The organism is Actinomadura xylanilytica, from assembly GCF_030283145.1.
GTDB lineage: Bacteria > Actinomycetota > Actinomycetes > Streptosporangiales > Streptosporangiaceae > Spirillospora > Spirillospora xylanilytica.
This window is the reverse complement of the sequence record NZ_JASNWE010000002.1, coordinates 247104-272037: the sequence shown is the minus strand read 5'-3', so window position 1 is coordinate 272037 and position 24934 is coordinate 247104. Positions and strand designations below refer to the sequence as shown.

The window sequence follows — 24934 nt, the reverse complement described above, 5'->3', positions numbered from 1 at the left end:
CGCCTCTTCCCGAACAAAATTCTGCTCCTTCGTTCGCCGATCCATCAATGCGGGTGAAAAGGTGTGCACCTGGGAGCGTGTTGGAGTGGTGTCTGAGTTGAGCACGAGGCATCCAGAAACGTTGCTTGTCGTCTTCTCTGCAGAGGCTGAGGCGAGGTCGGACGAGACTTTCTTGATACGTCGTCACCGACGATCGTCCGCTCAATGTCCGCCGCTGCAACAAATCGGATTCACTTGCTTGCGGGCCGGCTCACTTGCCGGGACGGGGATGGCGGAACGCCGTGCGCCGTGTCGTCAGGCCGAGCTCGCGCCCCTTGGTGCGCGTAAAGCCCCCGACCTGGCCGCCCCGGCGGCGGAGCAGGCGTGCGGGGTCCTGCCGGAATATGGCGGCGTGTCCGGCTGAAAGGTGGAGAATGGCCCGCTGAAATCGGGGTGGCCGGGCGGACCGTGTGGACCCGGTCGGGCGAGGCCGTCAGGGCCGCCCGCACCAACGGACCCTGGTGATGGTGATGCGGACGACTCTGGTGCGGCGGCCCGGTCCGCCGGGTCGCTGCTGAACATGCCGCCGGGGGCGTCCATCATGTCCAGCATCACCGAGTACGACACTGGACGGCGCCGCTTCCAACACAGCCTCTTGCCCGGCACCTTCTGGATGTGCGTGCCGTGCGGCTGCCAGGCCAGGTTCGGCGGCAGCTTCTTGGTCGCCGAGACGAACCGGCGCTCGATCTTCAGCTTGTGGGTGTTCTCGGCGAGGAACTCGGTGGACGCGCGGTTGCAGCCGATGAGCCGGACGTCGTACTCGCCCTCCTCGGCGGCGATCCGCAGCGCCGCGAGGAACGTGGTCTTCCCGCAGGTCGGCGCGCCCCACAGTCCGATGCGGCGAGGCCGTTCGGGGGTGGGCGCGGACGCGGGAGCGAACCCGAAAGCCTCCCCGGCGGCGTCACCCGCCCCCTCGGGGCGTGGGCTGACGGACCGTGGTTCCTGCCGCGAGTTCGGAGCGGTCATGCTGCGCCTTTCACGGGGATGAACGGGGTCAGCCCGGCGCATGCGGCCACGAGCCGGGCGGCGATGGTGCGCAGGCTCAACTCGTGGTCCCGCAGGTGGAGCGCAGGCGCAGAGCCGTCCGGCGTCGCTGGCGTGAACGAGAGCGGCCTCTGGTGGCGATCTGGAGAATGAAGTCGGCTCCCGCCATGACCAGGCTGCCAGGCCGGTAGGCGGCCATGATCCAAGACAGGTCGCAGGACAGGTTCATGGCGTCCACCGGGCGCGAGGGCACCTGGCATCCGCCTTTGTTTCTGTCGAGGTGTCGTGCGACGACCTCCGCCGTACCCGCGTGAAGGTGGACGATATAGCTCGCGTGCTTGTCGCCGGTGTAGATGTACACCCCGTCCGGCACCGTCACTCGTCATCGTGTAAAGGTCCATTGAGGCGAGGCTGCTCGGGATCCCGGTGGTCCGCTCCGGCAGGGCGAGTCTACCTACGGTGCCGTCCGCCCGGATCGTGACCACGTCGCCGACGCGGGCGGAGGGGCGCCGCCGGCTCGTCCGTGGGCGTGTCGTAGTACGTGGTGAGATACACCGTCCCCTCGCCGTCCACGGCCGTCTCGACCAGCCGCGAGTTCTTGGCGGCCTTGTACGGCTTGCGGACCCGGTAGACGCGGGTAGTCGGTCCGAGCAACAGCAGGTTGGGTCTCGCCGAGCTCCATCTCCACCGCCTCCACGCCCGGGCCCGGCGTCACCACTGTTCGATCACCTCGAGCGGCTCGGCCACGATCGCCCCGGTTCGGGACCGCTCTCGGCAGGGGGAACCGGACGGTGACCGGGGCCGAGCGGGTCGGCGTCTGACGAGGGCGTTCCCGATCCCGGCGGACCTTACGGGCTCCGCATGTCTTGGCGGCGGCTTCCTCGTGAGGCGGCGCATCTGCTCCACCACCGCAAACAGGGCGTTCTCGTCGACCTGCCCTCGGCCCTGCTCGCGTAGTCGGTCGATCGCGGCCTTGTGTTCCCACGCGCTGCCCATCTCACCCCAGGTGGCCGTGCTATGGGGGGAACCTCATCCGAAGAACGCAATGTCTGGGCGGAACCCTCAACGAGTACGAGCATGCCGCTTGACCTGAACGGACGAGGTTCTCGGCAGGGACAGCGCCACAACGGACGGAAGTGACAGGACCAGACGCGGTGCGTCCACTCAAGGCTCCAGCAGGCGCTGGCCGACGTACTCGCCGGGGGCTGCGCCGCCGGGGACGGCGAATATCGCGCTGGCCTCGTGGCGGAGGAAGCGGGTGAGGCCGTCGGCGCCGTCGAGTTTGCGCTGGACCTGGATGAATCCGGCGGTCGGGTCCGCCTGCCAGGCGACGAACAGCAGGCCGGCGTCGGGGGCGCCGTCGGGGCGGAGACCGTCGTGGTAGGAGAAGCTGCGGCGCAGCATCGTCGCGCCGTTGTTCGATTGCGGGGCGGCGGCGCGGACGTGGGCGTCGCCGGGGATCGCGAGTGCTCCGTCCGGCCCGACGGCGGTGAGGTCGACCGGGGTCGTCTCGGTGCCTCCGGACAGGGGTGCGCCGTCGGCCTTGCGGCGGCCGATGACGCGTTCCTGCCTGTCGAGGGGCAGCTTCTCCCAGACGTCCAGCAGCATCCTGATGCGTCGCACGACCGCGTAGGACCCGCCGTTCATCCAGGCGTGCGGGCCCGTGCCGCCCGCGACGAAGACCGCGGTGTCGAAACCGGGGTCGGACGGGCGCGGGTTGCCGGTGCCGTCGACCTGGCCCATGAGGTTGCGGCCCGTCATCGGACGGCCGGTGGCGCCCCGGGCCCGGTTGAAGCCGCTCATCTGCCAGCGCATCCGTGCCGTGCCGGACGCTCCTCGGTGCAGGACGCGCAGCGCGTGCGCGGCGACCAGGGGGTCGTCGGCACCGATCTGCACCCACAGGTCGCCGTCGCTCCGTGCCGGGTCGAGGGCGTCCGCGGGGAAAGGCGGGACGGGCACCAGCGCGGCGGGCGTCCGGTCGCCGAGTCCGATCCTGGCGAAGAGGGAGCGGCCGAAGCCGAACGTCACCGTGAGGGAGGACGGTCCGGCGTCCAGCGCGATGTGGTCGTCCCTCGCGGGCGGTTGCCCTGCCGTCATCGCCGCGGCCGCGGCCGTCCAGCGGCGCATCAGGCCGGCGACGGCCCCGCGGCCTGTTCCCGGGCACAGGTCGAAGGCGACCAGGTATCCGGACGCCTGGAGCGGGGTGGTGATCCCCGCCTGGTGGCGGCCGTGGAAGGGGACGGCGGTGGCGCCGACGGCGGTGAGCGGCGGTCCGTCGTCCCCCGCCAGGCGCTGCCCGGCGAACCCGGCCAGGCCACCGGCGGCGAGTCCGGCGACGCCGGTTCCGCCCGCCGCGCCGAGCAGCCGCCGGCGGGAGATGCCCCGCCATGCGTTCGATTCGTTCATCGTCGTTCTCCTTTGGGACGCGCCGCGTGCGCCGGGCGCGGTGCCCGGCGCACGCGGCGTGTTCGGGATCGGACGGGGTCAGTGCCTTCGATTGCCCGCCGGTTCGACCTGCGCCCGCACGGTGATGGGCGCGGAGGTGGCGAAACGCAGGACGAACGTGACCGTCTCACCGGACTTCGGCTTGCGCTTCAGCCCCATCAGCATCAGGTGATCGCCGCCGGTCTCGAGCACGAGCCTGCCGCCCGCGGGGACGGCCATGCCCTTGACCTCTTTCATCGCGCCGACCGACGTCGTGGTGTGCAGCGACACGTCCGTCGCGATGTCGCTCGTCGCCGAGACCAGCTCGTCGGCGGCCTTTCCGGTGTTGGCGACCGTGAGGTATCCGGCGGCCATGTCCGCCAGTGGCGGCTCCGGCACGTAGGCGCCCGACACCGCGAGGCGCGGCCGATCATCGGCCGACGTCCCGTCATCCGACGCGCAGGCGGACGTCCCGGCGGCGAGCAGGAGCGCCGTCAGGGCGGCGATCGTCCGTCTCATGCCGTCTCCCCCTTGACGATCTTCGGCAGGTCCGCGGTGTACCGCTGGGACGGCGTGCCCGAGGTGTAGATGAGGTGGGCCTTGCCATCGGCAGGGGAGAACGCCAGGACCTGCGCGCCATGGGTGGCGGTGATGTCGCCGTCGGCGCCCTCCACCGGCTTCTCCACCGCGATGCCGACGCTGCGCGCCGCCTTCTGAACGGCGTCGAAGTCGCCGGTCAGGCCGATGAAGCGCGCGTCGAATGCGGCGAGCCACTCGTTCAGCCGGTCGGACGTGTCGCGCTTCGGATCGGTCGTTACGAAGACCACCCGCAGCCGTTCCGCGTCGGCCTCCGGCAGTGTCTTCACCGCGTTGGCGATGTCGGCCATCGTCGTCGGGCACACGTCCGGGCAGTGGGTGTAGCCGAAGTACAGCAGGACCGGCCTTCCCGCGGTCCGCGCCACGAAGTCGAAGGGGCGGCCCTCGTCATCGGTGAGCGTCAGCGCGGGTTTGGGCAGCGGCAGGTCGAGCCGGATGGCGCCGTCGGAAGAGGAGGGGCTCGTGGCGGCGGCGGGGCGTTCGCCGGACGACGGCTGCCCACCGGCACAAGCGGCGGCGGTCAGACAGAGCGCCGCGACGGCGCCGAGCCGGACGGCGGTGCCGGTCAGCCGGCGGGTGGAAAGCGCCGGTCGGCGGGTCGGCCGAACCGGGGCGCGCGAGAAGGCACGCAATGAAGCCTCCAAAGAGGTGACGCCGCGGCGGCAAGGCACGACGGCGCATGGATGCATCCGGCCGGCACACGTCGGTGCGGCCGGGCGAGGTCACTCAGGGACGACCCGCGGCGAGACGTCGCCGCAGGTTGGAGCGCGCGTTGGGAAGGACCGGTACGGCCACGCCGTACCGGATCCGTCAGCTCACGCGGCCCACGGCTGGTGGGCCACGCCGGATCACCGCGTGGTCCAGAAGGACGGTCTCGCTCTTCGGAGGATCGGTTCTCGAACGGTCGAACACGCGGAAGCGGGGATCGGCCGGCACAGCGCGGCCAGTCGGCGCGAACACGGCCGCGAGCAACGCGGCCAGCGGCGCCGTGACCACGCCCGCCGTCCGCATCGACACCCGCACCAGCCGCCACACCGTGCGCTCGCCACGATGCACGACCCACCCGAGAACGAAGGCACAGGCCAGGTGCGCGAAGAACATGGCCGGACCGGGCATCAGGCCCGCGAGAAGGGAGTGCCCGGCCGAGGCATGAGCGGACAGGGTCCCCTCGGGCGGAGCGGCCGACGCTTCGACAGAGGTCCCGCACTGCCCGAACGAGAACACCGCATGCAAGAACATCTGCCCGCAGAGCAGCATCGCGGTGATCGCCGGCCTCGAACGCTCCCGGCCGGCCGCCGGCATGGCCATGCCGAGCAGCAGAAGCCACCCGCCGGCCAGGGACCACCACGGCAGCCCGGCTCCGGACGTGGCGCCGTGCGCCAGCGCCGACAAAGCCACGCATACGGTCGAGAACACCGCCGCTCGCAGTGACCGCATTCCTGGGTCCGCGCGCCCCACGCCGGTCATCGCGTCCGTCATCGCGCGAGCCCGCGCGGACGCCGACCGGCATCGAGCACGAGATGGCGCATCCGATGATCCCTTGTCCGCAGCGGGACACCCGTCCTCACGACGTCTCCCGCCTTCACGACCCCTGTCTACTACAAACCGTAGTACACATACGTTCGCGGTCACGCCGCGCCCCGAAGCGGCCGAGGGCCACAGCCCCTTTGTGGAGTCGCCGAACACCTCCAGGAAGGCCGGGCGGCCACAGGATGGTTTACCGCCTTGCCCTGGTGGGAGCGGCTGCCTGCCTCGACGGCAGCCGCGTTACCGCGTTGCGGACGTTCGTCGGCGACCACCATCCCGCGTGAGGGCCGACGACTGCCGCCCCTCACGAATCGCTGCGGCAAGCGGTCCGGCTGTTCCAGGCGGGCGGACGCCGCGGCGGGGAGAGTGGCATGGACGTGGGTGTCGATGGCCGCCTCGACGTGATCGGACCATGGGTTGCGAGGGCGAGTGCTCGGCCGGTCTTGAACCCACCGTGAGCCGCCGAGCCAACATCGAGCCAACACGGGGACGAAGTGGGCATACCCGACTGGGGGCGAAGCGGGCACATTCTTTGTTTGTCCTGGTCAGGGGGGTGGGTCGCGTGGGACTCGAACCCACAACCTACGGACTAAAAGTCCAGAAATGCCATGCCGGAGGGTGCTGCCTGGGGATAGACCGTGCCGTTCCGTCCATGTCGAGGCCGATTTGCGTGCCGGGCCGTGCCGGGCGGTGCCAGCCCGTATCGGGGCTGCCGAGCGAACAACGAGCGAACATGACCGCCGTGAGACGGAGGATGACCTCCCGGAAGCCGTGGAACACACACGTCTGGCTACTCACCGTAATCGAGGGTGCTCGTCGGACGCCAGGTGACCATCGGGCCTGGATCGCGCTGGTAGGTGTTCAGGGGGTGGCTGGTTTGCGGGCGGTGAGCAGGCGGGTCGGGACCCACGGACTGCCCCACCACGCGCGCCAGCCGAGGCCGCGCACGCGGATGTCCTGGGCGTTCAGCCGGGCCAGCACCGCAGCGTACTCGCGGGGGGTCCGCGCCAGGTCGGCGATCAGCAGGCGGCCGCCCGGCCGCAGCACCCGGTACGCCTCGGTGATCGCTTGGGCGCGGGCGTCCGCGCCGAAGATGGTGTGCACCGTCAGGCTGGACACGACCAGGTCGAAGCTTGCCTCCGCGTACGGGAGTCTGCGCAGGTCACCCCCTTGCACGTGGACGCGGTCGGCGACGCCTTCGGCGCGGGCGTTGCGCAGGGTCGCCGCCGGGGTGTTGCCGGACTGGTCCCGTCCGCGCCACAGGTCCACGCCGACCGCCCGGCCCTGCGGGAGGTGCCGGGCGGCGGCCAACAGGACGGCGCCGCGTCCGCAGCCGAGGTCGAGCAGCCGTTCGTCGCCACGCAGGTCCAGCTCGTCCAGCACGTCCCGCCAGACCAGGAACTTGCCGCGCAGCGTGGCGTGCAGGCTCAGGGCCAGGCATCCCGCCAGCAGGGTGCCGGAGACCAGCGCGGGCAGCGCGGCGGCCAGATCGGCGGTGACCGCCATCACCAGCCCGGTCACCCAGAACCCCAGCACGACCAGGCCCACGAAGCCGAATCCGTAGGGCGCATCCATCCCGTACCGCGCGCCAGACATTCCGCCACTCTGCCACGAACCGGCCGCTCGGGGGCTGGCTACGACGCACTGGTCCACCGCCGACCAGCTCGCCGCCGAGTACCCGGACACCGTGGTGACGCCGACCCGGTCTTCATCCGCGACGGCGACGTGTGGACGGGCGCCGGGCTGAGCACGTGCATGGACCTGGCGCTCGCGTGCTGCCAGGGGAAGCTTCACGGCATGGGCCCGGCCCGGAAGTGCGTGGTGTGCGGCGCGGGGCTGCCGAGGGAGTCGTCGCCGCGGCGTAAGTACTGCTCGGCGGCGTGCGGGATGCGGGCTTATCGGGCGCGCAAACGAGCCGCTGAGCAGGAGAAGCTGGCCGCCACGATGATTTCGCAGGAGGCAGCGGCATGGCTGCGGACTCCGGCCGGGCGGACGGGCCGAACGACAAGCAGCACGGCACCATTCTGATCCGCCGGCCGGGCGACACCGAACGCGCCGACCAGCACGAGCGGGAGATGCTCCAGTACCGCCTGCGCGCCGCCGGAACTCGGCTGTACACCGCGCTGGTCGCCGACCCGCCCCGCATCGAGGCCGCGCCAGCACTGGCCGACTCGGGGCTAGCCGGCGGGCTTGGGTACAAGACCTCGAACCGGGTGTAAGCCGAGCATCGGGAACTACTGAACTACAGTTCACTGCGTGGAGTAACCGCAAACAGAGCTGTCCGGAATTTCCGGGCTGGCCCAGACGCATCAACTCTGGGTGTTGCTCAGGCCCGGAATGTCTCGATCGCGATTCGGAAGATGGAATTGTCGGCCTTCGTGGATAGTTTCTCCATCTCGGTAACGGCGACGATCTTCCATAGCTTTTCGGGGCTGCTGTAGTACATCTCCTGCTGGCGGATGACCCGGTCCTGGTCATCTTTGAGGAAGACCGTGAGTTGCGTGGCAGGTCGGCTGTTCACCGTCACATCAGTGACGGTGATCGGGATCAGCGGTTGCTTAGTCTCAAAATATCTCTTCCAGAAATCGGCGCGTGCGGCGGCCTCCTTGGGCACCATGTCGCCTTCGCCCTCGCAGACGCTGATGTGTTCTTCCAGTGGTCCGGGGGGCTTGTCGAAGGCGGTGCAGCGTGCAGTGCTCTGTCGCCTCGTGTGGTTGGACGGCACGGCCAGTTGAACCTCGGACACCTTCCGTAGCGAGTACCCTGCGGGGACGGAACTCGTCGGTTTTGTGGCGGTGGCCGCGGGACCGGCCTGTGGCACCTGCGAATCCGGCCCGGTCAGCCTGTTCACCACGACCACCCCAGCCACCGTGATCAGTGCCCCTGCGGCGAAGGCCGCCACCGGCCACACCCAGTGGCGTCTGGCGCGCCCACCGCTGCCGGGGCCCACCGGCAAGGTCGAGGGCGGTAGGGCGGGGACGGCCGATGGCGAGTTGTCGGGCTGGTGGACGTCCCGCCGGATGTCGGGAGCCGGGGCGGGATCGGGTGATGTCGCGAGGGCCTCTGGCAGGGATACAGCGTCGGGTATCGACGCCGAGTGTTCGGTGACCATCGCGGCGATGCCCGAGGGCAGCCAGTGCTCGTTGCCGGTCTCCGGAGCCAGGCGTTCGATCAGTTCCGCCACACTGGGACGTTCCTCCGGTGCCTTGGCCAGGCATTGGGCCACCAGGGCCCGCAGCGAGTGCGGCACCCCGGTCAGATCAGGATCTTGGTGCAGGATCCGGTAGACGGCCACCGCGATCGAACCCGCGGCGAAAGGGCTGCGCCCGGTCGCCGCGAACGCCAGGACGGCTCCGAAGGAGAACACATCACTGGCGGGACCGAGCACATCGTCCCCACGCGCCTGCTCAGGCGACATGTACGCGGGCGTCCCGACCATCGCGCCCGAAGTCGTCACCGTGGACGCGTCGACCGCGCGCACGATCCCGAAGTCGATGATGCGCGGCCCGTCGGCGGCGACGATGACATTGGCTGGTTTGAGGTCGCGATGCACCAGTCCGCACGCGTGTACCGCCGACAACCCCTCGGCGAGCCCACCGCCCAGGGCCAGCACGCTGGCGGGCGGCAACGGCCCTTGCTCCTGCACCGCGTCCCGCAGCGACGGGCCCGGAATGTAGGCGGTGACGATCCACGGCGGGTCCGCGTCCGGGTCGGCGTCCACCACCTGCGCGGTGTGGAACCCGCCGACCCGCCGCGCCGCCTCAGCCTCTCGCCGGAACCGGATGCGGAAGGCAGACTCGGAGGCGAACGAGGTGTTGATGAGCTTGACTGCCACGGGCCGCCCACCGGGAGATCGCCCGAGGTAGACGTGGCCCATTCCGCCGGCGCCGAGCCGTCCGAGCAGCCGGTACCGGCCGACCGTCGGAGGGTCAGAGCGTTGCAGCGGTTCCATATCCCACTGTCCCCCTGGCAGCTGGCCAAGCAATACCTCGCATGATCGAGATACTGCAAGATCTACAATTCCTACCATGTCACCCCCGCGATGCGGGACTCCCAAGGATGCGAAGAAGTAGTGTGATAAAAATCACAGTGTCAGAATTAAATATCTTCGTCGGAGCTTATTCGAAGTTGGCGGCGGTCATGCCGTCATAATGCAGGGCTGATGCGCTCTCGGATGGCGAGATGATCGGCCCTCGGTGACCTCCGCGAGCTTCTCGGCCTCCCCGATCGTGGGCCCTCAATTGTCCAGGACGAGTCGTGGATAATTCCGAGCCGCTTGCCCTGCCAGGGAGACCCGCACCCGGCGGGCTACCACCCCGGATCTGTCGGCTCACTCTTGACGACGTCATCCGAGTCGACGAGGAAATGCACCTGCTGCGAGAGAAGATGGCGGCGCTCTACGACGGCTTGCCCGACGAGCGGGGCGTCCACTCCCCGGACGGTGTCATCGTCACCACCTACCGGGGTGACACCGCACTCCCGCGACGGCCACCAAACGCCATAACCACTCGTTAGCCATCCCCCGACTGAACCTTTTTCACCAGCGTCTGTGTGGGTGATCACAGCATGGTCGCGGGCGGCGTGGCAGGCCCTGGAACGTGAAGAACCCCTGGTAGGGCGGGTGATCTCTCACAACCCTCCGTCCCCACCAGAGGTTTCACATGCTTTTCTACCGTTCTTCGCTGCCGTTGTCGCGTCAGACCCTGCAGTACGTCACCGGTGTGGTCGGCCGCCACCGCAAGCAGACCCGAAGCAAGGGCCGGGCACTGCCGGCGGGCATGCAGGCGCTGATGACCCTGGCGTACCTGAAGAACGGGGAGACGTTCGCGCAGCTCGGCGCCGGGTTCGGCGTCGGAACCACCACCGCCTGGCGCTACGTCAACGAGACGGTGACGCTGCTGTCGACCCGATCCCCCAAACTCAGCCGGGCATTGACCAAGGCCAAGAAGGACGGCCGGCTCTACCTGGTCGTGGACGGCACGCTCATCCCGATCGACCGGGTGAAGGTCGACCGGCCCTTCTACTCGGGCAAACACAAGAAGCAACGGTATGAACCTGCAGGTCATCGCCACCCTGAACGGGACCATCGTGTGGGTGTCGGGGCCGCTGCCCGGCTCCGTCCACGACCTCAAGGCCGCCCGGATCTGGGGTCTGATCCGCGCGCTGGCGGCCTCGGAGATGCCGGTGCTGGGCGACAAGGGCTACGTCGGTGCCGGTCCGCACGTCAAGACGCCCTACAAGGGCAAGAACAAGGCCGAGTCCTGCAAGGACGCCAACCGCTCCCACGCCCGCCTCCGCGGACCAGGTGAACGAGCAATCGCCCAGCTCAAAAGCTGGAAGATCCTGACCAAGCTACGTTGCTGCCCACACCGAGCCGGTCACCTGGCCAAGGCCATACACGTCCTCCAGAACCGCGAGCTCAACACACGTTGAAAAAGGCTCACTGTCTGCAATGACCGAGTCAGGTGCGCTAATCCGGGGTTGTGCCCTGATGGTGGTGGCGCTCGGCGAGTTTCTTCCAGTTCAGCAACTGCCGTCGAGCCATGATCAAATCGCCCACGGACAGCCCGAGGGCCGCCCAGCGGCTGGTTCGCATGACGACCTTGAGCAGCAGGCGCGTGGTGTCATGATCCTGGGGCACGAGGACGTAGGACATGAAGGCGCCCAGGATGGTGCCCGTCAGCTGTTTCCCTGGGGCAACCGAGACGATCCGGCCCAGCTCACGCCCGCCGGCGGCAGTGAATCTTTCTCCGACTTGAGGCTCGGGAAGGCCTGCCAACTCGCGAGGTGAGCGGCGGCCAAGGTTGTCGATCCAGTCGTACGAGTATGGCGCAAGCCTCACTTGTGCGACCCACGGCCACACCGCTTCGGCTGGCGCCTCGACGTGCACGCCCCGCCATGCCTGCAGCGCGGGCGCGGTGACGAAGTCGTCGCACGGGTAGGAACGCACGATCTCGCTGTCGCTCACACCCCACCGGTCACCGATCACGCATCCATCTTCCACCAAGATCCTCGTTGGCCGGCGTTCGAGTCCTGATATGCGTACCTAGGTAGCACACCCGCATCTACGCCGACCTGGGCATCCCGATGGACGACATCACCGTCACCCACTCCTCGCGGATCGCACCGGCCGCCAGCGCACGCGCCCGACGCTGGTCGTACTTCACGCCCTGCCGCGCCCGCACCTGCTCGCGATGCGCCTTGGCCGTCCGCCCCCGCCCCGTGATCAGGCTCAACCTTCCCACCCAGCTCCAGACACCGCCGCACGTGGTCGACGATCACCTCCGCGATCTCCTCCAGCCCGCAGAACCGCGCCATCTTCTGAAAGCACTTCAGCTCCAGCGCGAACAACGCCTCGGGGCTCGCGGTCCGGGCCCGCGCCCAGCCGATCTTCTGGGTGGGATGACCGGATTGAGGGGGTGGGGAGGCATGGGTTCGAGGGTCGGTCGGGGGGCCATTGGAGGCCCGGATCGGGCCGCCGAGCCGACATCGAGCAGACAGGGGAACGAAGCGGGGCATTGCGGGCGGGGGCCATGCCGGGGCAATCTCGCGTTTGCCCTGGTCAGGCAGGGTGGGTCGCGTGGGACTCGAACCCACAACCTACGGATTAGAAGTCCGAAACTGTCGTGTTAGTGCGGCGCTCTCGGTGCCATTCTCTGCCGCCCTGTCCGCATCGAGCCCGATTTCCATGCTGCCCTGTGTCGCCGCGCGCCGATCCGTTTCGGAACCACCGAGCCGACCCGGGCCGCTGGAGATCTTGTGACTTCCTGCCCGGCGGTTCCCGTCTGGCCTGCAGGGATGGGGTTTTCGGCAAGCCCACGGATCGGGTATTCGAAGTTCTTCGACGCCACCGGGGGGCGGGACCTTGTCGCTGCCAGCTTGCTCCGGTTCCTTGATGTCGGGGATGTCGGGGGTTGGGTGTATCGCAGGCGTATCGAAAATCGCATACGCCACCGCAACACTCTGCGGGCTTCAGTGGAGGCAGGGACCGCAGCGGTCCGTGCCGAGGGCATGGTGCCTCGGCTTCGGAAGGTGATCACGATAGGGAGAAGACCGTGGCTAATGACGGAGAATGGGACCGGCGTTCGCTGCTGCGGGGTGCCGCCGTGGTGGCCGGTGCCGCCGCGTCTGCGCCGCTGCTGGGCGAGGCGGCTTCGGCGCAGGCCGGCAGCAGTGACGCGGATGTGCTGTTCAAGGCCGGGAAGTTCGAGCAGGCCGGCCGCGCCTATGAGGAGATCCTGAAAAAAGACCCCACGAACCTGCACGCGGCCCGCCAGCGCGGTTACGTCGGGCTACTGGGCAACAAGTTCCCCGACGCTGAGAAATACCTCACGACGGCCCTCAAACTGGCGCCCGACGACAAGCAGACCAACCGGTTCCTGGCCGACTGCTATACCCGGCAGGACAAGCTCTCCCTCGCCGCGCCACGCTGGCAAGCGGCCGGCAAGGAAGCCCAGGCTAAATGGTTCGCGGCGGTCCGCGGCAAGCCGTATCAGATCCACGGCGACATCGCGCGGGTGCCATGGAAGCAGATGGACCCGTCACCGCTGATAGAGGCCTCGGTCAACGGCGGACCACCGAAGCGCTTCTCGTTCTACACCGGCGCCCCGTGGCTGGACATGTCCGCAGAAGTAGCCAAGGAAGCCGGACTGAGCCCCGTGGCCCAGCAAAAGATCGACTACTTGGGCGGCACCGCATGGATGTACTTCGGGGTGCTGGATTCCTTCAAGCTGGGCGGCATCGAACTGCGCAACATCCCCGTGGGCTGGACGGAGACGGACCAGGCTTCGCCCGTGGGGCCCAGCGACGGTCTCATCGGCACGTGGGTCTTCTACCACTTGCTGACCACCTTCGACTACGCGGGCCGGTCGCTGATCCTGCGCCGCCGGACCCCCGAGGTGGCCAGGAAGGTACGCGCCGACGCCATCCGGGCGGGCGCAAAGCCGCTGCCGCTGTGGCTGGCCCGTGAGCAGTATGTGCACAGCACGGGCAGCATCGCCGGCTCCGGCCCACGGGTGATGGGCGTGAACATCGGCGGAGTCAGCGAGTGCGTCGCGGTCATGAAGGGGGAGGTGTCCAAGCAGTTGCGGATCCGCACCGACTACGACCGCCCGCTCGAAACTTTTGGCCACAGCCACCCAACGGTCGTCTACCCCTGCTACCCGACGGAGATCCGCCTCGGCAACGCCGTCGCCAGGGAGGTCTACTGCAACTCGGCCCCACAAATGCAGGCTGACGAATACGGGTTCGACTCGCTGGGCGGCTTCTTCCACTCCTTCTACAAGCCCTACAACATCACCCTCGACTTCACCGACATGAACGTCTACATCGCCCGCGGCAAGGCCGCCTGATCGCCGCGACCGCACGGGCGTCCGGGGAGCTACCTGGAGCTGCCGGCCCGTACGGTCGCGCCCTCTGTGTCAGGCTCAGATGAGACACAAGGGGATAAAGTTCCTTAACTGACATGAGTAGGGCGAGAACGGGTACCGAGCAGGGACGCTCGCGTGACGGGGTTCCGCTACAGCCAGCACGTCATCGCGCTCAGGGTCCCGGTCGAAGACGGCACGCTGCTCGTCCAGGCCGGCCCCAGCAGCCTCGCGTAACTTCGCGACACCCGATCCCGCGCCATGCCTCCGGCCGCCCGGGTTCACGCCGACGTGTGCCTGCTTCACCAAACCTCGCCTTCGCACCCAGCCGGGAGGCGCCCGATGGCCCACGCCGCACACAGCCCGAGCGAAGCCAGCGGGCACCTGCTTGTGTCGGTCCTGCCGACCGGGCGGCAGGCAGCTCGACGCGCTCACCGCAGCCGGATGCCGCAACGGCGCGCGGATGGGAGTGGCGGGCACGACGGTGCAAGTTCGCAGCCACGACGCGGCAGGGACAGAGACCGCGGAGGGACCGTTCATGCGCTCTTCCCTTCCATGACCGGCTTCGCAGTGATCGAAGCCGCGAGCCTGGAGGAGGCCGTGGACCTGGCCTTCAGGACGCCATGCGCGGTCGCCCACGGCGTTGTAGAGGTCTGGCCGCTCAGCGATACACCCGAGGCCAAGGCAGGGCGGTGTTGTCAGCCCGTATGGGGTTTCCGATACGCCGACGATATGCGGCGGCTCGTAGCATGGAGAGCATGCGTGTGTTGGTTGTCGAGGATGAGCCGTACATGGCAGAGGCCATTCGCGATGGGCTGCGCCTGGAGGCGATCGCGGCCGATATCGCCGGTGACGGCGACACCGCTCTGGAGCTGCTGGGCATCAACGCCTACGACATCGCCGTCCTCGACCGCGACATCCCTGGGCCCTCCGGTGACGAGATCGCCGAACGCATCGTCGCCTCCGGTAACGGCATGCCGATCCTCATGCTCACTGCCGCAGATCGGCTCGACGACAAGGCCTCCGGGTTCGAGCTCGGCGCCGACGACTACCTCACGAAGCCGTTCGAACTCAAAGAACTCGTACTCAGGCTCCGGGCACTCGACCGCAGGCGGGCGCACAACAGACCACCCGTGCGAGAGATCGCTGACCTGCGTCTGGACCCGTTCCGCCGCGAGGTCTACCGCGACGGCCGCTACGTCGCGCTGACCCGGAAGCAGTTCGCCGTGCTCGAGGTCCTCGTGGCTGCCGAGGGCGGTGTCGTCAGCGCCGAGGAGCTGCTGGAGCGGGCGTGGGACGAGAACGCCGACCCGTTCACCAACGCCGTGCGCATCACCGTCTCGGCACTGCGCAAGCGTCTCGGCGAACCGTGGCTGATCGCTACGGTGCCCGGTGTCGGCTACCGCATCGACACAGGACCGGACGCCGACGACCGGGGAGCGGAGCGTGGATAGGCGTCAAGGGTTGAGCGTCCGCATCAAGCTCACCCTCAGCTATGTCGGGTTCCTCATGATCGCGGGCACCTTGCTGCTCGTCGCCGCGTGGGTGTTCCTCATGCGAGGAACGCCGAACACCCTAGTTGTTCCCGATCTGTCCGACTTCCGACGTGTCTTCGACCCACACAGCTTCGGCCCAGTCGTCTTCGTCCCGGCGGCAGTCCTGGTGCTGGGGTTCCTGCTGGTGTTCGGCCTCGTGGGCGGGTGGATTCTCGCCGGCCGCGTGCTCGCCCCCCTGTCCCGCATCACCGACGCCACACGCAGGGCTGCAAAGGGGTCGCTCTCGTACCGGATAGAGTTGGAAGGACCGAAGGACGAGTTCCGCGAGCTTGCCGACAGCTTCGATGCCATGCTCGCGCGGCTGGAAGTGCACGTCGCCGAGCAGCAACGGTTCGCGGCCAACGCATCCCACGAGTTGCGTACTCCACTGGCGATCACGCAGACCCTTCTCGATGTCGCCCGCAACGATCCGAACCGTGACAGCGGGGAGCTCGACGATCGCCTTCGCGCCGTTAACGCCCGAGCGATCGACCTCACCGAGGCGTTGCTGCTGCTCAGCCGCGCTGGCCAGCGATCCAACACCGGAGAGCACGTCGATTTGTCCCTCATCGCGGAAGAGGCCACCGAGACACTCCTGCCCTTCGCGGAGAAGCGCGGTGTCACCATCGAGACCTCCGGGGACATCGCGCCCACTGTCGGCTCGCACGCACTCTTGCTGCAGATGACCACGAACCTCCTGCACAACGGCATCGTCCACAACCTCCCCGAGAGCGGCACCGTGCAGGTGAGCACCGCCATCGGCCCCGAGTCCGTCATGCTCACGGTCGAGAACACCGGCGACAAGCTCAGTTCGCAGTTGGCCTCGACACTCACCGAACCGTTCCAGCGCGGTACCGAACGCCTACGCACCGACCACGCAGGTGTCGGGCTCGGCCTGGCGATCGTCAAGAGCATTGTCCAGGCACACGACGGAACCCTCACCCTCAGCCCTCGGGCTGCCGGCGGGCTCCGCGTCGCGGTGCAACTGCCCGCCGCTCGGCGATCGCCATGAGCACGTGCCGGGGCCAGGACGACATCCGCATCCGGTGCGCCGGCCGCCGACGCGTGTGCCGACATCGCTGCAATCGGCGTTCAGCCGTTGCTCACCGCCGCGCAGCGGCAGCGGGACGTACACGGCCGGCAAGCCGACAGCGGCTGGCTCGGCGCACGTCATCGCCCCCGAGCGGCAGGTAACGAAGTCGGCCGCGGCGTAGGCGTACTCCATCTCGTCGATATAGGGGACGATCACATAGGGCGGGTCGGCGGGGTCGCCGTCCGGTACCTCGACCACGTGCTGCGTCCCGGTGATGTGCAGCACCTGCACGCCGGTCGCCCGTAACGCTGCGGCCGTGCCGGATACCGCGGCGTTGATCGACCGGGCGCCCGGTGAACCGCCGGTGACCCATCAGTACCGGCCCGTCGGGTCGCAGGCCGAACCGCTGCCGGGCGGCGTCGCGCAGCGCAGGCCGGTCGAGCCCGATGTCGTCGGCCGTGGCCCCGCCGGCGGGCGGCGAGATAGGCGGGCATGGCCATGTAGCCGCCGAAGCCCACCACGATCTCGGCCCGCACGCAGTCGAGCACCGCCCCGGCCGCCCGTACCGAGTTGCGCAGCCTGCCCGGCGTCTGCAGCAGGTCCCGGTTCAGCTTGCGTGGCAGCGGGCACCGGCGGGATGAGTCCGAGCCGGTAGCCGCGGGCTGGGATGAGCGTGGTGTCCAGGCCACGGCCGGTGCCGAGGGCGGTGATCTCGGCCCCGGGCTCCAGCCGGCACAGCGCGTCGGCGAAGTTCATCGTGGGCTCGATGTGCCCGGCCGAATGGCCGCCCGCGACAACGACGCACGGCCGGTTCGCCTGGCATCACGATGTCCCTCTGATCAAGATTCCTCGGTTCGCATGAAACCGCTCGAATACATGCATGGGTAGCGATGCAGAGTCTGAGTTGTGGGAATAGCCCGACGGGTTGTGGAACTGCACCACCCCGTCCTCGACCGCATAGACCAGCACGAGATGGCCTCCTCGTTGCGGCTCGTAGGTGTTGGGGTCGCGAATCTCAGGCGATACCGAAGCGATCAAGACCTGCCCAGGTCGCACCTCTTGAGCGGAAATGTGGATCGGCGTGTGCTCGATCAGTTGGCAGCTGAATCCGAACTGTGAACCGACCCAGGCCATGAACGGCCGGTAAATAAGTCCTCGCACCGAACTGGAGGGCTCCACCACGTAGCAGCCCCAGTCAAGGGCCAGCTCGAGAAGTTCGCCCATCGGCAGACGGACGTCGGTCCAGCCATGGAGCAGCGACTGTAGGCACGCCAGGCCGCAGACCTTGCGGGACCAGAACAGGTACTCCTCGCCCGAGCGGTATCCGTCGGAGGCCCAGTCGTGCAGTCGCGATGGATCGGTGCCGCCCAAGAAGACCTCCAGTCCCGATATGTCGGTGCGCCGCATGACGACCTCGTCGTTGCGTTCCAAACGTCCCCACTGCGAGATGCAATGGAGACTCCGATCATGTGATGGGAAAGTCGAAGTACACATTGGGATGAGTTTCGTGCTTCAGTGTGTAGTGCCACCACTCGCAGTCGTACCGATCAAACCCGCAGTCCTCCATGATGGAACGAAGATGCTCGCGGTTCTGGTTCTCGATGGGCGTTATTCCTCGGGCTCGATGACGTGAGATCGGGTCCATCAGGTCGTGGCTGCCGCCCATAGGAGCAAGTTCACCGGTGGCATGGTGATAGAGCGTCAGGTCGATGGCGCTGCCCCTGCTGTGGCCCGACTGGGCAGCCACATACCCGTTCTCGAGCATTTGGGGTCGGTCGATGTTCGGGTAGTGTCGCAGTTTGGTCCGGCCATCCTCTGGTTGTTCTGACCAGCGTAGGAAGCAGTCGACGGCGCGTTGGGGGCGATACCCGTCCCAGAGAAGCAGCCCGAAGCCGAGGGAGGCTGCCTTCTCGCGTGCCTGCTCAAGGGCCGCGCACAAAGCCCGAGTGCCGACGATGCGATTCGCGAAGTAGCCGTCTACGGGTTTGCCGGTGAAGTTGTCCCAAGTGGCGTACTTGGCATCCCAGCGGACGCCTGGCACCCAGTCGTCGACGTACACGAAGTCGTCGTTCATCGCTTCTTCCCGTGCAGTGCCCTCGCAACGAGCCGGTCGATCACGTCGGAGAGCGGCAACCCTGCGGCGGCCATCATCCGCGGGTACCGGCTGTAGGACGTCATGCCGGGCATGGTGTTGACCTCGTTGAGGACCACCCGGCCGTCGGCGGTGAGGAACATGTCGACGCGGGCAAGTCCCTTGCAGCCCAGGGTGCGGTAGATGGTCTTGGCGGTCTCTTGGACGAGCCGTCGCGATTCGTCGGAGATGTCGGCGGGAACGACGAAGGCCGAGTTGTCCGATCCGGTCTCGGGTGAGTCCTCCTGGTGGATCCTGAAGAATCCGTGCGAGAGATCGACGCGGTCCACCTCGCCCGTGATCAGGCCGAACAGTTCCCCGAGGACCGCGCAGCCGATCTCGCTGCCCGCCACGGCCTCCTCAATCAGGACCTTCGAGTCGTACTGTCGCGCCGCGCTCAGCGCGCTCGGCAACTCGTCTTCTCGGGTGACTTTGCTGACGCCGAACGAGGAGCCCGATCGCGCCGGCTTCACGAAGACGGGATAGGGAAGACGGTCGGGGTCGACTTTCTCGTTCTCTGTGACAACCCAGAAGTTCGGCGTGGCGATTCCCGCGCTCTTGGCGACGGTGTAGGCCAGGGACTTGTCCATGCATACGGCGGAACTCTGGATGTCGCAGCCGACGTAGGGGATGCCGGAGAGCTCCAACAGGCCCTGGATCGCGCCGTCTTCGCCGAGCTTGCCGTGAAGCATCGGGAAGACGAGGTCGAGGCGCATCGTTTCATAGCCCTCCTGCTCCATGACCAGCAGGCCGTGCACGCTTCGGTCGGGTGACAGCGTGACCGGCCGGGCGCTGCGATTCTCCCAATCCGTGTCGGGGCCGTCGCAGAGCTTCCAGTCGCCGCCGGTCGTGATGCCGATCCAGAACGGCTCGTACTTCTCGGTGTCGAGGTTCCTCGCGACCTCTTGCGCCGACTTGATGGAGACGGGATGTTCTTCGGAAGCGCCTCCGAAGATGACTCCGACCTTCAATCTGCTCATGATTTCCCACTCTCGAAGCTCAGGCAGTTGATGAGACTGTTCTCGACGATGTCTATCAAGGCATGGTCCGTGTCATAGGCGGAGTGCGGACTGATCAGCACATTCGGCAGGCGCTGTAGCCGCACCAGGGCCTCATTCTCGATATTCCTGTTTCGGCAGTCGGCGTAGAAGATTCCTTCCTCGCCTTCGAGGACATCCAGCGCCGCGCCGCCCAACCTGCCGCTCTCCAGTACGGACAGGAGGGCCTCGGTATCGAGCAGCGGTCCGCGACCTGTGTTGACGATGTACGCACCGGGCTTCATCCGCTCGATGCGATGGCGATCGAGAAGATGGTGTGTATCCGCGGTGAGCGGGGTGTGGAGCGTGACGATGTCGCTCTGCTCGATCAGTTCGTCCAGCGCTACGTGGTCGGCGGAGGCGCGAGACCGCCTGTCGTGGGACAGCACGCGGCAGCCGAAGCCTCGCAGCCGGTCGATGACCGCTGTGCCGATGCGCCCCGTTCCGACCACGCCGACAGTCAGATCACGCAGTTCCCTGCCACGGGTCTCACTCAGTCGGTAATCATGTGAGTCGGCGCGACGGATGGTGGATTTCGCCTGGCGCACCGCCATCAGTATCAACATCAGCGTGTAGTCGGCCACGCTGTCGGGTGAGTAAGCGACATTACCCACGGAGATGCCGACGCGTTCGGCGTATTTCAGGTCGATGTGGTTGTAGCCGATGCTTCTGGTGGAGATATATTCCACACCGGCTTTTCTGAGCGTCAGCAGCGTGGAGTTGGTGATCTGAGTTTTATGGCTCACGCTGATGCATCGGTTACCCCGTGCCAGTTCAGCGTTGGTTTCACAGAGGGCTGCCTCGGTGATGGTCGGCGACACTCCGAGGCGTGCCCCCAGCTCCTGGAACAAGGCGGCTTCGTCTTGCCCGCACCCGAAGACCGTGAGCACCGTGGTTGGAACGGCCGAGGGGGACAGGTCGGCTATCGTTCGGTCGCGGCGGCCTGCGATCAGTTCGCTGTAGATCAAACCCAGTTCGCTGTGGACCATGCCTCAAGTCAAGACAGCGCGGTGTTGCCAGGACGTATGAGGTTTTCGATATGCGGACGATATGCCGTCCAAGCAATGGCGGTCGGAAGCGCGCCTGCGCGCGGACGGACCAACAACAGGTTGTCAGCGCTCGCGCGGTACGTTGAACGGCGTGCGTTGCCGAGTTACGTGAGCGCAGCGGCGATCTCGTCGAGGCGCGCCGCGCGAGAGGCTTTGACGAGCACCACGTCGCCGGCGGCGAGGTGGCCGCGCAGCCAATCGGCGGCCGCCTTGTCGTCGTTCAGCGACACGGCTCGCTCGCCCGCACCGTCGGCGATTGACTGCGCGGCATCGCCGACCGCGATCACTGCGTCTGCGCGGGGGGCGGCGTGCTCTCCGATTGCGCGGCGTTCGGCCTTGCTGTCGTCGCCGAGTTCGAGCATCTCGCCGAGGACGGCGATGCGGCGTCCGCTCTCGATCGCTGCCAGTGTGTCCAGGCCGGCGAGTTCGTGTGCTTGAAGGCCGGCGGGGCGCAGGCAGGCTCGCTGTGCTGGCGGGTTGGCGGTGGGGGGCGGGGGAGGCGCCGTCCGGTGGAAAGTGGCCGGCGCAGGAGGCGGAAGCATGGGTGAAGGGGACAGCAGGCATGCCGACCCTGTGCAGTGGCACCCGGGACCGACCGGATCTGACCCTCCACGCGAGGAGGGGGCCCGGATTCCCGGCCGGAGTGCCGGGGCTGGTGTGCACGGTTCACTCACGTGGTGGGCGTGGCGGTGTTCGGGTGTTAGCCTCGTTCGTCGCCGAAGCGGATGCGTCGCCAGGCCTGTTCCCAGGCCGCGAGGTACTCCTCGTCGGCTCCGCATCCTTCGACGGAGGCGCGGAGCACCACCAGCCTGAGTAGGGCGCCGCGTCGGATCGCCATCCGAACGCCCGCTCCGCGGTGGACAGCGCATTGCCCGCTCGCATTGCGATGGCCGGGCGGATGCTGTGGTCAGCGGTGATCTGGGGCGGTCATGATGCCTCCGAAGTTCGCGGTTGAACTGGCGGCACCAGGTATCGGTGCTGGCGTGGGCAACGGGCCGCCGAGCCGACATCGAGCTGACAGGGGAACGAAGCGGGGCATTGCGGGCAGGGGGTAAATCGGGGTGTTCTCGCGTTTGCCCTGGTCAAGATGGGTGGGTCGCGTGGGACTCGAACCCACAACCTACGGATTAAAAGTCCGACAACGCCATATCAGCGCGGTGCTCTGGGTGCCATTCTGTGTCAGCCTGTCCGCATCGAGCCCAATTTTCGGGCCGACCAATGCCGTCGCGTGCCGATCCGTTTCGGAACCGCCGAGCCGACAATGAGCCGACAACGAGCCGACATGGATCGTTGACGATCTTGTGGTCCGCCTCGTCGGTGGACTTGCTTGCTGACCCACACGGATGGGTTCTCGGCCGGTGCAAGCCGGCGACCTGGTCACGGACCATGAGCATGCCGATTGACCTGCGCGAATGTGATCCTCCGCAAGCGTAGCCTTCACCGTCGATGGTGGATGCCCTGTGGACGGCGCGGGCATCGGCCGGGCCCGTCAGCGGCGCTCGGCGTGCCGCCAGAGGCCGGTCGGTGTGGAAGGAGGAGGCAGCGGTAGTTGCCCTGGGGGATTGGCCTGCGGTGCGTGCGGCGGGCCAGTTCATCGCCGGGGTGGCGCCGATGACCGCTCCGGCGGCGTGGTCGGCCGGCGGAATGGGCTGGGCGCTGGACGACGTTTCTGCGGGAGCACCGGTCCGGGCGCAGCGGTTCGCCGAGGTCGTAGGAGTGGATCTCGCCGGCGGTGCCGTCGTGCATGGAGAACCGGGTAGCCGGGCGCGGGTTCCGAGCCCGTCGGCGGCCGCACGCTGCTGCTGGTCGGGGGATTCGAGGGGTTGTGCACGGTCGGATCGTCGGGAGACTTTCTGGTGGGCAGAGCCTCGTCGAGAACACAGCGGCCGCGCGAGACGTTGGTGACATGACACAACCGGCCCGACTTGCTTAACTATGGACGATCTTGTCGTTACTGTCGTACCCCAGAGTCGGCGAAGCGGTCACCGGAGGTAGCGATGAGGTCCGGACGGTGGATGCTCGTCGGCTGGCTGATCATAGGAGGGCTCGCCGCGGGACAGCGCCACTACTACACCCAATTTGACGGCAGCTGCGCCAGAATCGCCACGATCGGAATCACCTTGGCCTCCGGTCCGCTCAACTACATCGGTCTCAACCCCACCGCCAACTGCAAGGTTCCCCAGCCGAGCAAATGACATGTCGGGCTCTACGACCGCGTCATCGTGAGGCCTTCTGACGACCGGCGCTCCTCACGCCGGCGTTGGAAGCCGCTCCGTGAGAAGCTCAACGGTCACCCCGTCCTGGGCCTGCGGCGGGCGGGGGCAGGCCGAGGGCCTTGCCGCGGCGCGTTCTGCCCGTGGTCGCGTAGGGGACCGACCGACAGGCCGCGGTCGCGTATCCCCTCCAAGAGCGGCGGCAGCGCGTCGAGCGTGTTCCTCCATGAGCCGGGTGCCGATGTGCAGTCGGAGTCGTGGAGGAGCACGGTTCCTCCACCGCCGAGGTCGCGCGTGAGGGTCGCGAGGATGGAGGCGGGGGTCGCCGCACGCGTCCAGTCCCGGCCCCAGTTCGTCCAGAGCACCGGCGTGAGGCCCAGGCGGCGGGCCGCCCGCAAGGCCGAGGAGCTCAGCACACCGTAGGGGGGCCGGTACCATCGCGGCACCGTCCCGGTGACCTGGACGATCGACTCCATCGCCCGGGCCAGGTCGTCGTACGTCGCGGCGGGCGCACGCAGCAGCATGCAGCGGTGCTCCCATCCGTGGACGGCGATCTCGTGTCCGGACTCGGCGAGTTCCCGGCCCAGGTCCGGGGCGGCCTTGAGCATTCGGCCGAGCAGGAAGAAGGTGGCCTTCACCTCGTACTCCCGCAAGGCGGCCAGGAACGCCGGCGTCGAGCGCGGGTCCGGACCGTCGTCGAACGTGAGCGCCACATGGCCGGGCTCGCCGATGCCGGCCAGCCCGGGGAACAGCTGCCGGCGCAGCGGCCCGATCGACGTGATAGCCGGCGCGGCATGCGCGGTGGCGAGGACACCTGCCGCCATCACGGCGAGACGCGTGGCGCTCATCGGGACGCCTCCACCATCTCGGAAAGCTCCATGGGCGCGGGCCGGCCGGTGGCCGCGGAGTCTCGTCCGGTCGCCAGGGCGGCGACGATCGCCGCCGGGTCGGCGGCTCCGGTGGACCCCATGGCGTGGGGTGCCGTCAGCGCCGCGAACAACGCCTCGGGCAGCTCGTCGGGTCTGCGTGCCCACGGTGCCCACCCGGCCTCCTCCAAAGCGGCGGCGTTGGTCCTGCCGTGTCCCGGAAGGCAGCGGTAGCTGATGACGGGCAGGCCGGACGCCAGCGCCTCGAGGGAGCTGAGGCCGCCGGCGTTCTGAACCACGAGGTCACAGGCGCGCATCAACGCCGGCATGTCCTCGACCCAGCCGAGCGTGACGCCGACGCCGGAGCGGGCGAGCGCCTCCCGCAGCGCGGTATTGCGCCCGCACACGACGACCGGCGTGACCAGCCGGGACGCGGCCACGTCCCGTACGGTGGCCGCCACGTCCCCGGATCCCCACGCCCCCGCGACCACCAGGGCCAGGCGGTCGTCGGCCGGCAGGCCGAAGTGCAGCCGTGCCAGCTGCCGTTCGAGGACGGACGAGGCGGGCCGAAACCCGGGTCGTACGGCGGGCGCGCACACCCGGACGTCGGCCGCGCCGAGCCGCAGCGCCTGCGCCGCCGCCGTCGGGTGCAGCGCCAGGTGGGCGTCGGCCCTTTCGGCGATCCACAGGGGGTGCACGGACATGTCGGTGAGGTAGGTGACGACCGGGACTCGGAGCGCGCCGCGCCGCCGCAGCTGGCCCAACGCCTGGCTTGCGAGGGGGTAGGTCGACACGACGATGTCGGAGCCCGCCGCCGTACGGGCGAGGCGACGGGCGGCCAGCCCGCTCAGGGCACGTACCGCCGCCGCGAGTTTCCGGCGCCGGTCCAGCGCGGTGAACAACCGCTCCCAGCTCTCCGGGGCGGCCCGTAGTTGCAGCGCGTACGTCTGCCGCAGGAGGCGGCCGAGCGAGGCTGGGAGGAGGTCGAGAAAGTCGTGGCGGTCGACGGTGAATCCGGCTTCGCCGAGCCGGCGGGCCAGCTCGCTCGCTGCGCCGTCGTGCCCGGCGCCGGCGCTCGCCGACACGATCGTGACGTGCCGTCTCGTGCCGGGGTGGATCAAGGAGGGGTTCAC

Annotated in this window: 24 protein-coding genes and 2 pseudogenes; 6 read left to right on the top strand and 20 right to left on the bottom strand. The window is 68.2% G+C overall.

The window, feature by feature from the left end; all coding sequences use genetic code 11:
• Positions 1-294: 294 nt before the first annotated feature.
• The 8 genes from QP090_RS12375 to QP090_RS12340 all read right to left on the bottom strand — a co-directional run bounded on the left by QP090_RS12375 (position 295) and on the right by QP090_RS12340 (position 7167).
• Positions 295-1005, bottom strand: a complete 711-nt coding sequence (locus QP090_RS12375; protein ID WP_285938901.1) for a hypothetical protein — start codon at positions 1003-1005, stop codon at positions 295-297.
• Between the two features lie 76 nt (positions 1006-1081).
• Complete coding sequence (locus QP090_RS12370; RefSeq protein WP_285938900.1) at positions 1082-1402, bottom strand: hypothetical protein; 321 nt, start codon at positions 1400-1402, stop codon at positions 1082-1084.
• A gap of 71 nt (positions 1403-1473) precedes the next feature.
• A complete protein-coding gene (locus QP090_RS12365; protein ID WP_285938899.1) occupies positions 1474-1677 on the bottom strand; it encodes a hypothetical protein in 204 nt (67 codons plus the stop codon).
• 510 nt (positions 1678-2187) lie between these two features.
• Complete coding sequence (gene efeB / locus QP090_RS12360; protein WP_285938898.1) at positions 2188-3429, bottom strand: iron uptake transporter deferrochelatase/peroxidase subunit; 1242 nt, start codon at positions 3427-3429, stop codon at positions 2188-2190.
• A 78-nt stretch (positions 3430-3507) separates the two neighbouring features.
• Positions 3508-3966: a copper chaperone PCu(A)C gene (locus tag QP090_RS12355; protein WP_285938897.1), complete on the bottom strand. Its 459-nt coding sequence runs from the start codon at positions 3964-3966 to the stop codon at positions 3508-3510.
• On the bottom strand, positions 3963-4676 hold the full coding sequence (locus QP090_RS12350; protein ID WP_285938896.1) for an SCO family protein: 714 nt from the start codon (positions 4674-4676) through the stop codon (positions 3963-3965). The genes QP090_RS12355 and QP090_RS12350 overlap by 4 nt, the downstream gene beginning before the upstream one ends.
• A 178-nt stretch (positions 4677-4854) precedes the next feature.
• The gene (locus QP090_RS12345) at positions 4855-5523 is read right to left on the bottom strand and encodes a hypothetical protein (protein ID WP_285938895.1); all 669 of its coding nucleotides are present in this window, start codon (positions 5521-5523) and stop codon (positions 4855-4857) included.
• Between the two features lie 909 nt (positions 5524-6432).
• Positions 6433-7167, bottom strand: coding sequence for a class I SAM-dependent methyltransferase (locus tag QP090_RS12340; RefSeq protein ID WP_285938894.1), 735 nt, complete (start codon positions 7165-7167; stop codon positions 6433-6435).
• A gap of 371 nt (positions 7168-7538) precedes the next feature.
• On the opposite strand from QP090_RS12340, the gene QP090_RS12330 reads away from it, so the two are divergent.
• Positions 7539-7790, top strand: coding sequence for a hypothetical protein (locus QP090_RS12330; RefSeq protein WP_285938893.1), 252 nt, complete (start codon positions 7539-7541; stop codon positions 7788-7790).
• Between the two features lie 107 nt (positions 7791-7897).
• Here QP090_RS12330 and QP090_RS12325 read toward each other — a convergent pair whose 3' ends face one another.
• Positions 7898-9523 (bottom strand): serine/threonine-protein kinase, encoded by a 1626-nt coding sequence (locus QP090_RS12325; RefSeq protein WP_285938892.1) that lies wholly within the window; start codon positions 9521-9523, stop codon positions 7898-7900.
• Positions 9524-10232: 709 nt separating this feature from the next.
• On the opposite strand from QP090_RS12325, the pseudogene QP090_RS12320 reads away from it, so the two are divergent.
• A pseudogene (locus tag QP090_RS12320) lies at positions 10233-11004 on the top strand (transposase family protein).
• Between the two features lie 37 nt (positions 11005-11041).
• Here QP090_RS12320 and QP090_RS12315 read toward each other — a convergent pair.
• Both QP090_RS12315 and QP090_RS12310 read right to left on the bottom strand, forming a co-directional pair.
• Entirely contained in the window at positions 11042-11539 is a 498-nt protein-coding gene (locus QP090_RS12315; RefSeq protein ID WP_285938891.1) for a hypothetical protein, read from the bottom strand.
• A gap of 97 nt (positions 11540-11636) precedes the next feature.
• Positions 11637-11807, bottom strand: coding sequence for a hypothetical protein (locus QP090_RS12310; protein WP_285938890.1), 171 nt, complete (start codon positions 11805-11807; stop codon positions 11637-11639).
• A gap of 819 nt (positions 11808-12626) precedes the next feature.
• Here QP090_RS12310 and QP090_RS12305 point away from each other — a divergent pair.
• The 3 genes from QP090_RS12305 (at position 12627) to QP090_RS12295 (ending at position 16484) form a co-directional block, all read left to right on the top strand.
• Entirely contained in the window at positions 12627-13922 is a 1296-nt protein-coding gene (locus QP090_RS12305) for an aspartyl protease family protein (RefSeq protein WP_285938889.1), read from the top strand.
• Positions 13923-14695: 773 nt separating this feature from the next.
• Entirely contained in the window at positions 14696-15391 is a 696-nt protein-coding gene (locus QP090_RS12300) for a response regulator transcription factor (RefSeq protein ID WP_285938888.1), read from the top strand.
• A 10-nt stretch (positions 15392-15401) separates the two neighbouring features.
• Positions 15402-16484, top strand: a complete 1083-nt coding sequence (locus tag QP090_RS12295) for a sensor histidine kinase (protein ID WP_285938887.1) — start codon at positions 15402-15404, stop codon at positions 16482-16484.
• Between the two features lie 135 nt (positions 16485-16619).
• Here the strand turns inward: QP090_RS12295 and QP090_RS37525 are convergent.
• The 7 genes and pseudogenes from QP090_RS37525 to QP090_RS12265 all read right to left on the bottom strand — a co-directional run.
• A pseudogene (locus QP090_RS37525) lies at positions 16620-16844 on the bottom strand (glycosyltransferase); the annotation flags it as partial.
• 483 nt (positions 16845-17327) lie between these two features.
• Entirely contained in the window at positions 17328-17936 is a 609-nt protein-coding gene (locus QP090_RS12290; RefSeq protein WP_285938886.1) for a peptidase, read from the bottom strand.
• 34 nt (positions 17937-17970) lie between these two features.
• Positions 17971-18579, bottom strand: coding sequence for a D-Ala-D-Ala dipeptidase VanX (gene vanX, locus QP090_RS12285; protein WP_285938885.1), 609 nt, complete (start codon positions 18577-18579; stop codon positions 17971-17973).
• The gene (gene vanO / locus QP090_RS12280) at positions 18576-19616 is read right to left on the bottom strand and encodes a D-alanine--(R)-lactate ligase VanO (RefSeq protein WP_285938884.1); all 1041 of its coding nucleotides are present in this window, start codon (positions 19614-19616) and stop codon (positions 18576-18578) included. The genes vanX and vanO overlap by 4 nt, the downstream gene beginning before the upstream one ends.
• Positions 19613-20662, bottom strand: coding sequence for a D-isomer specific 2-hydroxyacid dehydrogenase family protein (locus QP090_RS12275; RefSeq protein ID WP_285938883.1), 1050 nt, complete (start codon positions 20660-20662; stop codon positions 19613-19615). The genes vanO and QP090_RS12275 overlap by 4 nt, the downstream gene beginning before the upstream one ends.
• A gap of 164 nt (positions 20663-20826) precedes the next feature.
• Positions 20827-21264, bottom strand: a complete 438-nt coding sequence (locus tag QP090_RS37640; RefSeq protein WP_285938882.1) for a glutamate ligase domain-containing protein — start codon at positions 21262-21264, stop codon at positions 20827-20829.
• Between the two features lie 158 nt (positions 21265-21422).
• Entirely contained in the window at positions 21423-21560 is a 138-nt protein-coding gene (locus tag QP090_RS12265; RefSeq protein ID WP_285938881.1) for a hypothetical protein, read from the bottom strand.
• A gap of 1177 nt (positions 21561-22737) precedes the next feature.
• On the opposite strand from QP090_RS12265, the gene QP090_RS12260 reads away from it, so the two are divergent.
• Entirely contained in the window at positions 22738-22917 is a 180-nt protein-coding gene (locus QP090_RS12260) for a hypothetical protein (protein WP_285938880.1), read from the top strand.
• Between the two features lie 95 nt (positions 22918-23012).
• Here QP090_RS12260 and QP090_RS12255 read toward each other — a convergent pair whose 3' ends face one another.
• Both QP090_RS12255 and QP090_RS12250 read right to left on the bottom strand, forming a co-directional pair.
• Positions 23013-23783: a polysaccharide deacetylase family protein gene (locus QP090_RS12255; RefSeq protein WP_285938879.1), complete on the bottom strand. Its 771-nt coding sequence runs from the start codon at positions 23781-23783 to the stop codon at positions 23013-23015.
• Positions 23780-24934 (bottom strand): MGDG synthase family glycosyltransferase, encoded by a 1155-nt coding sequence (locus QP090_RS12250; protein WP_285938878.1) that lies wholly within the window; start codon positions 24932-24934, stop codon positions 23780-23782. The genes QP090_RS12255 and QP090_RS12250 overlap by 4 nt, the downstream gene beginning before the upstream one ends.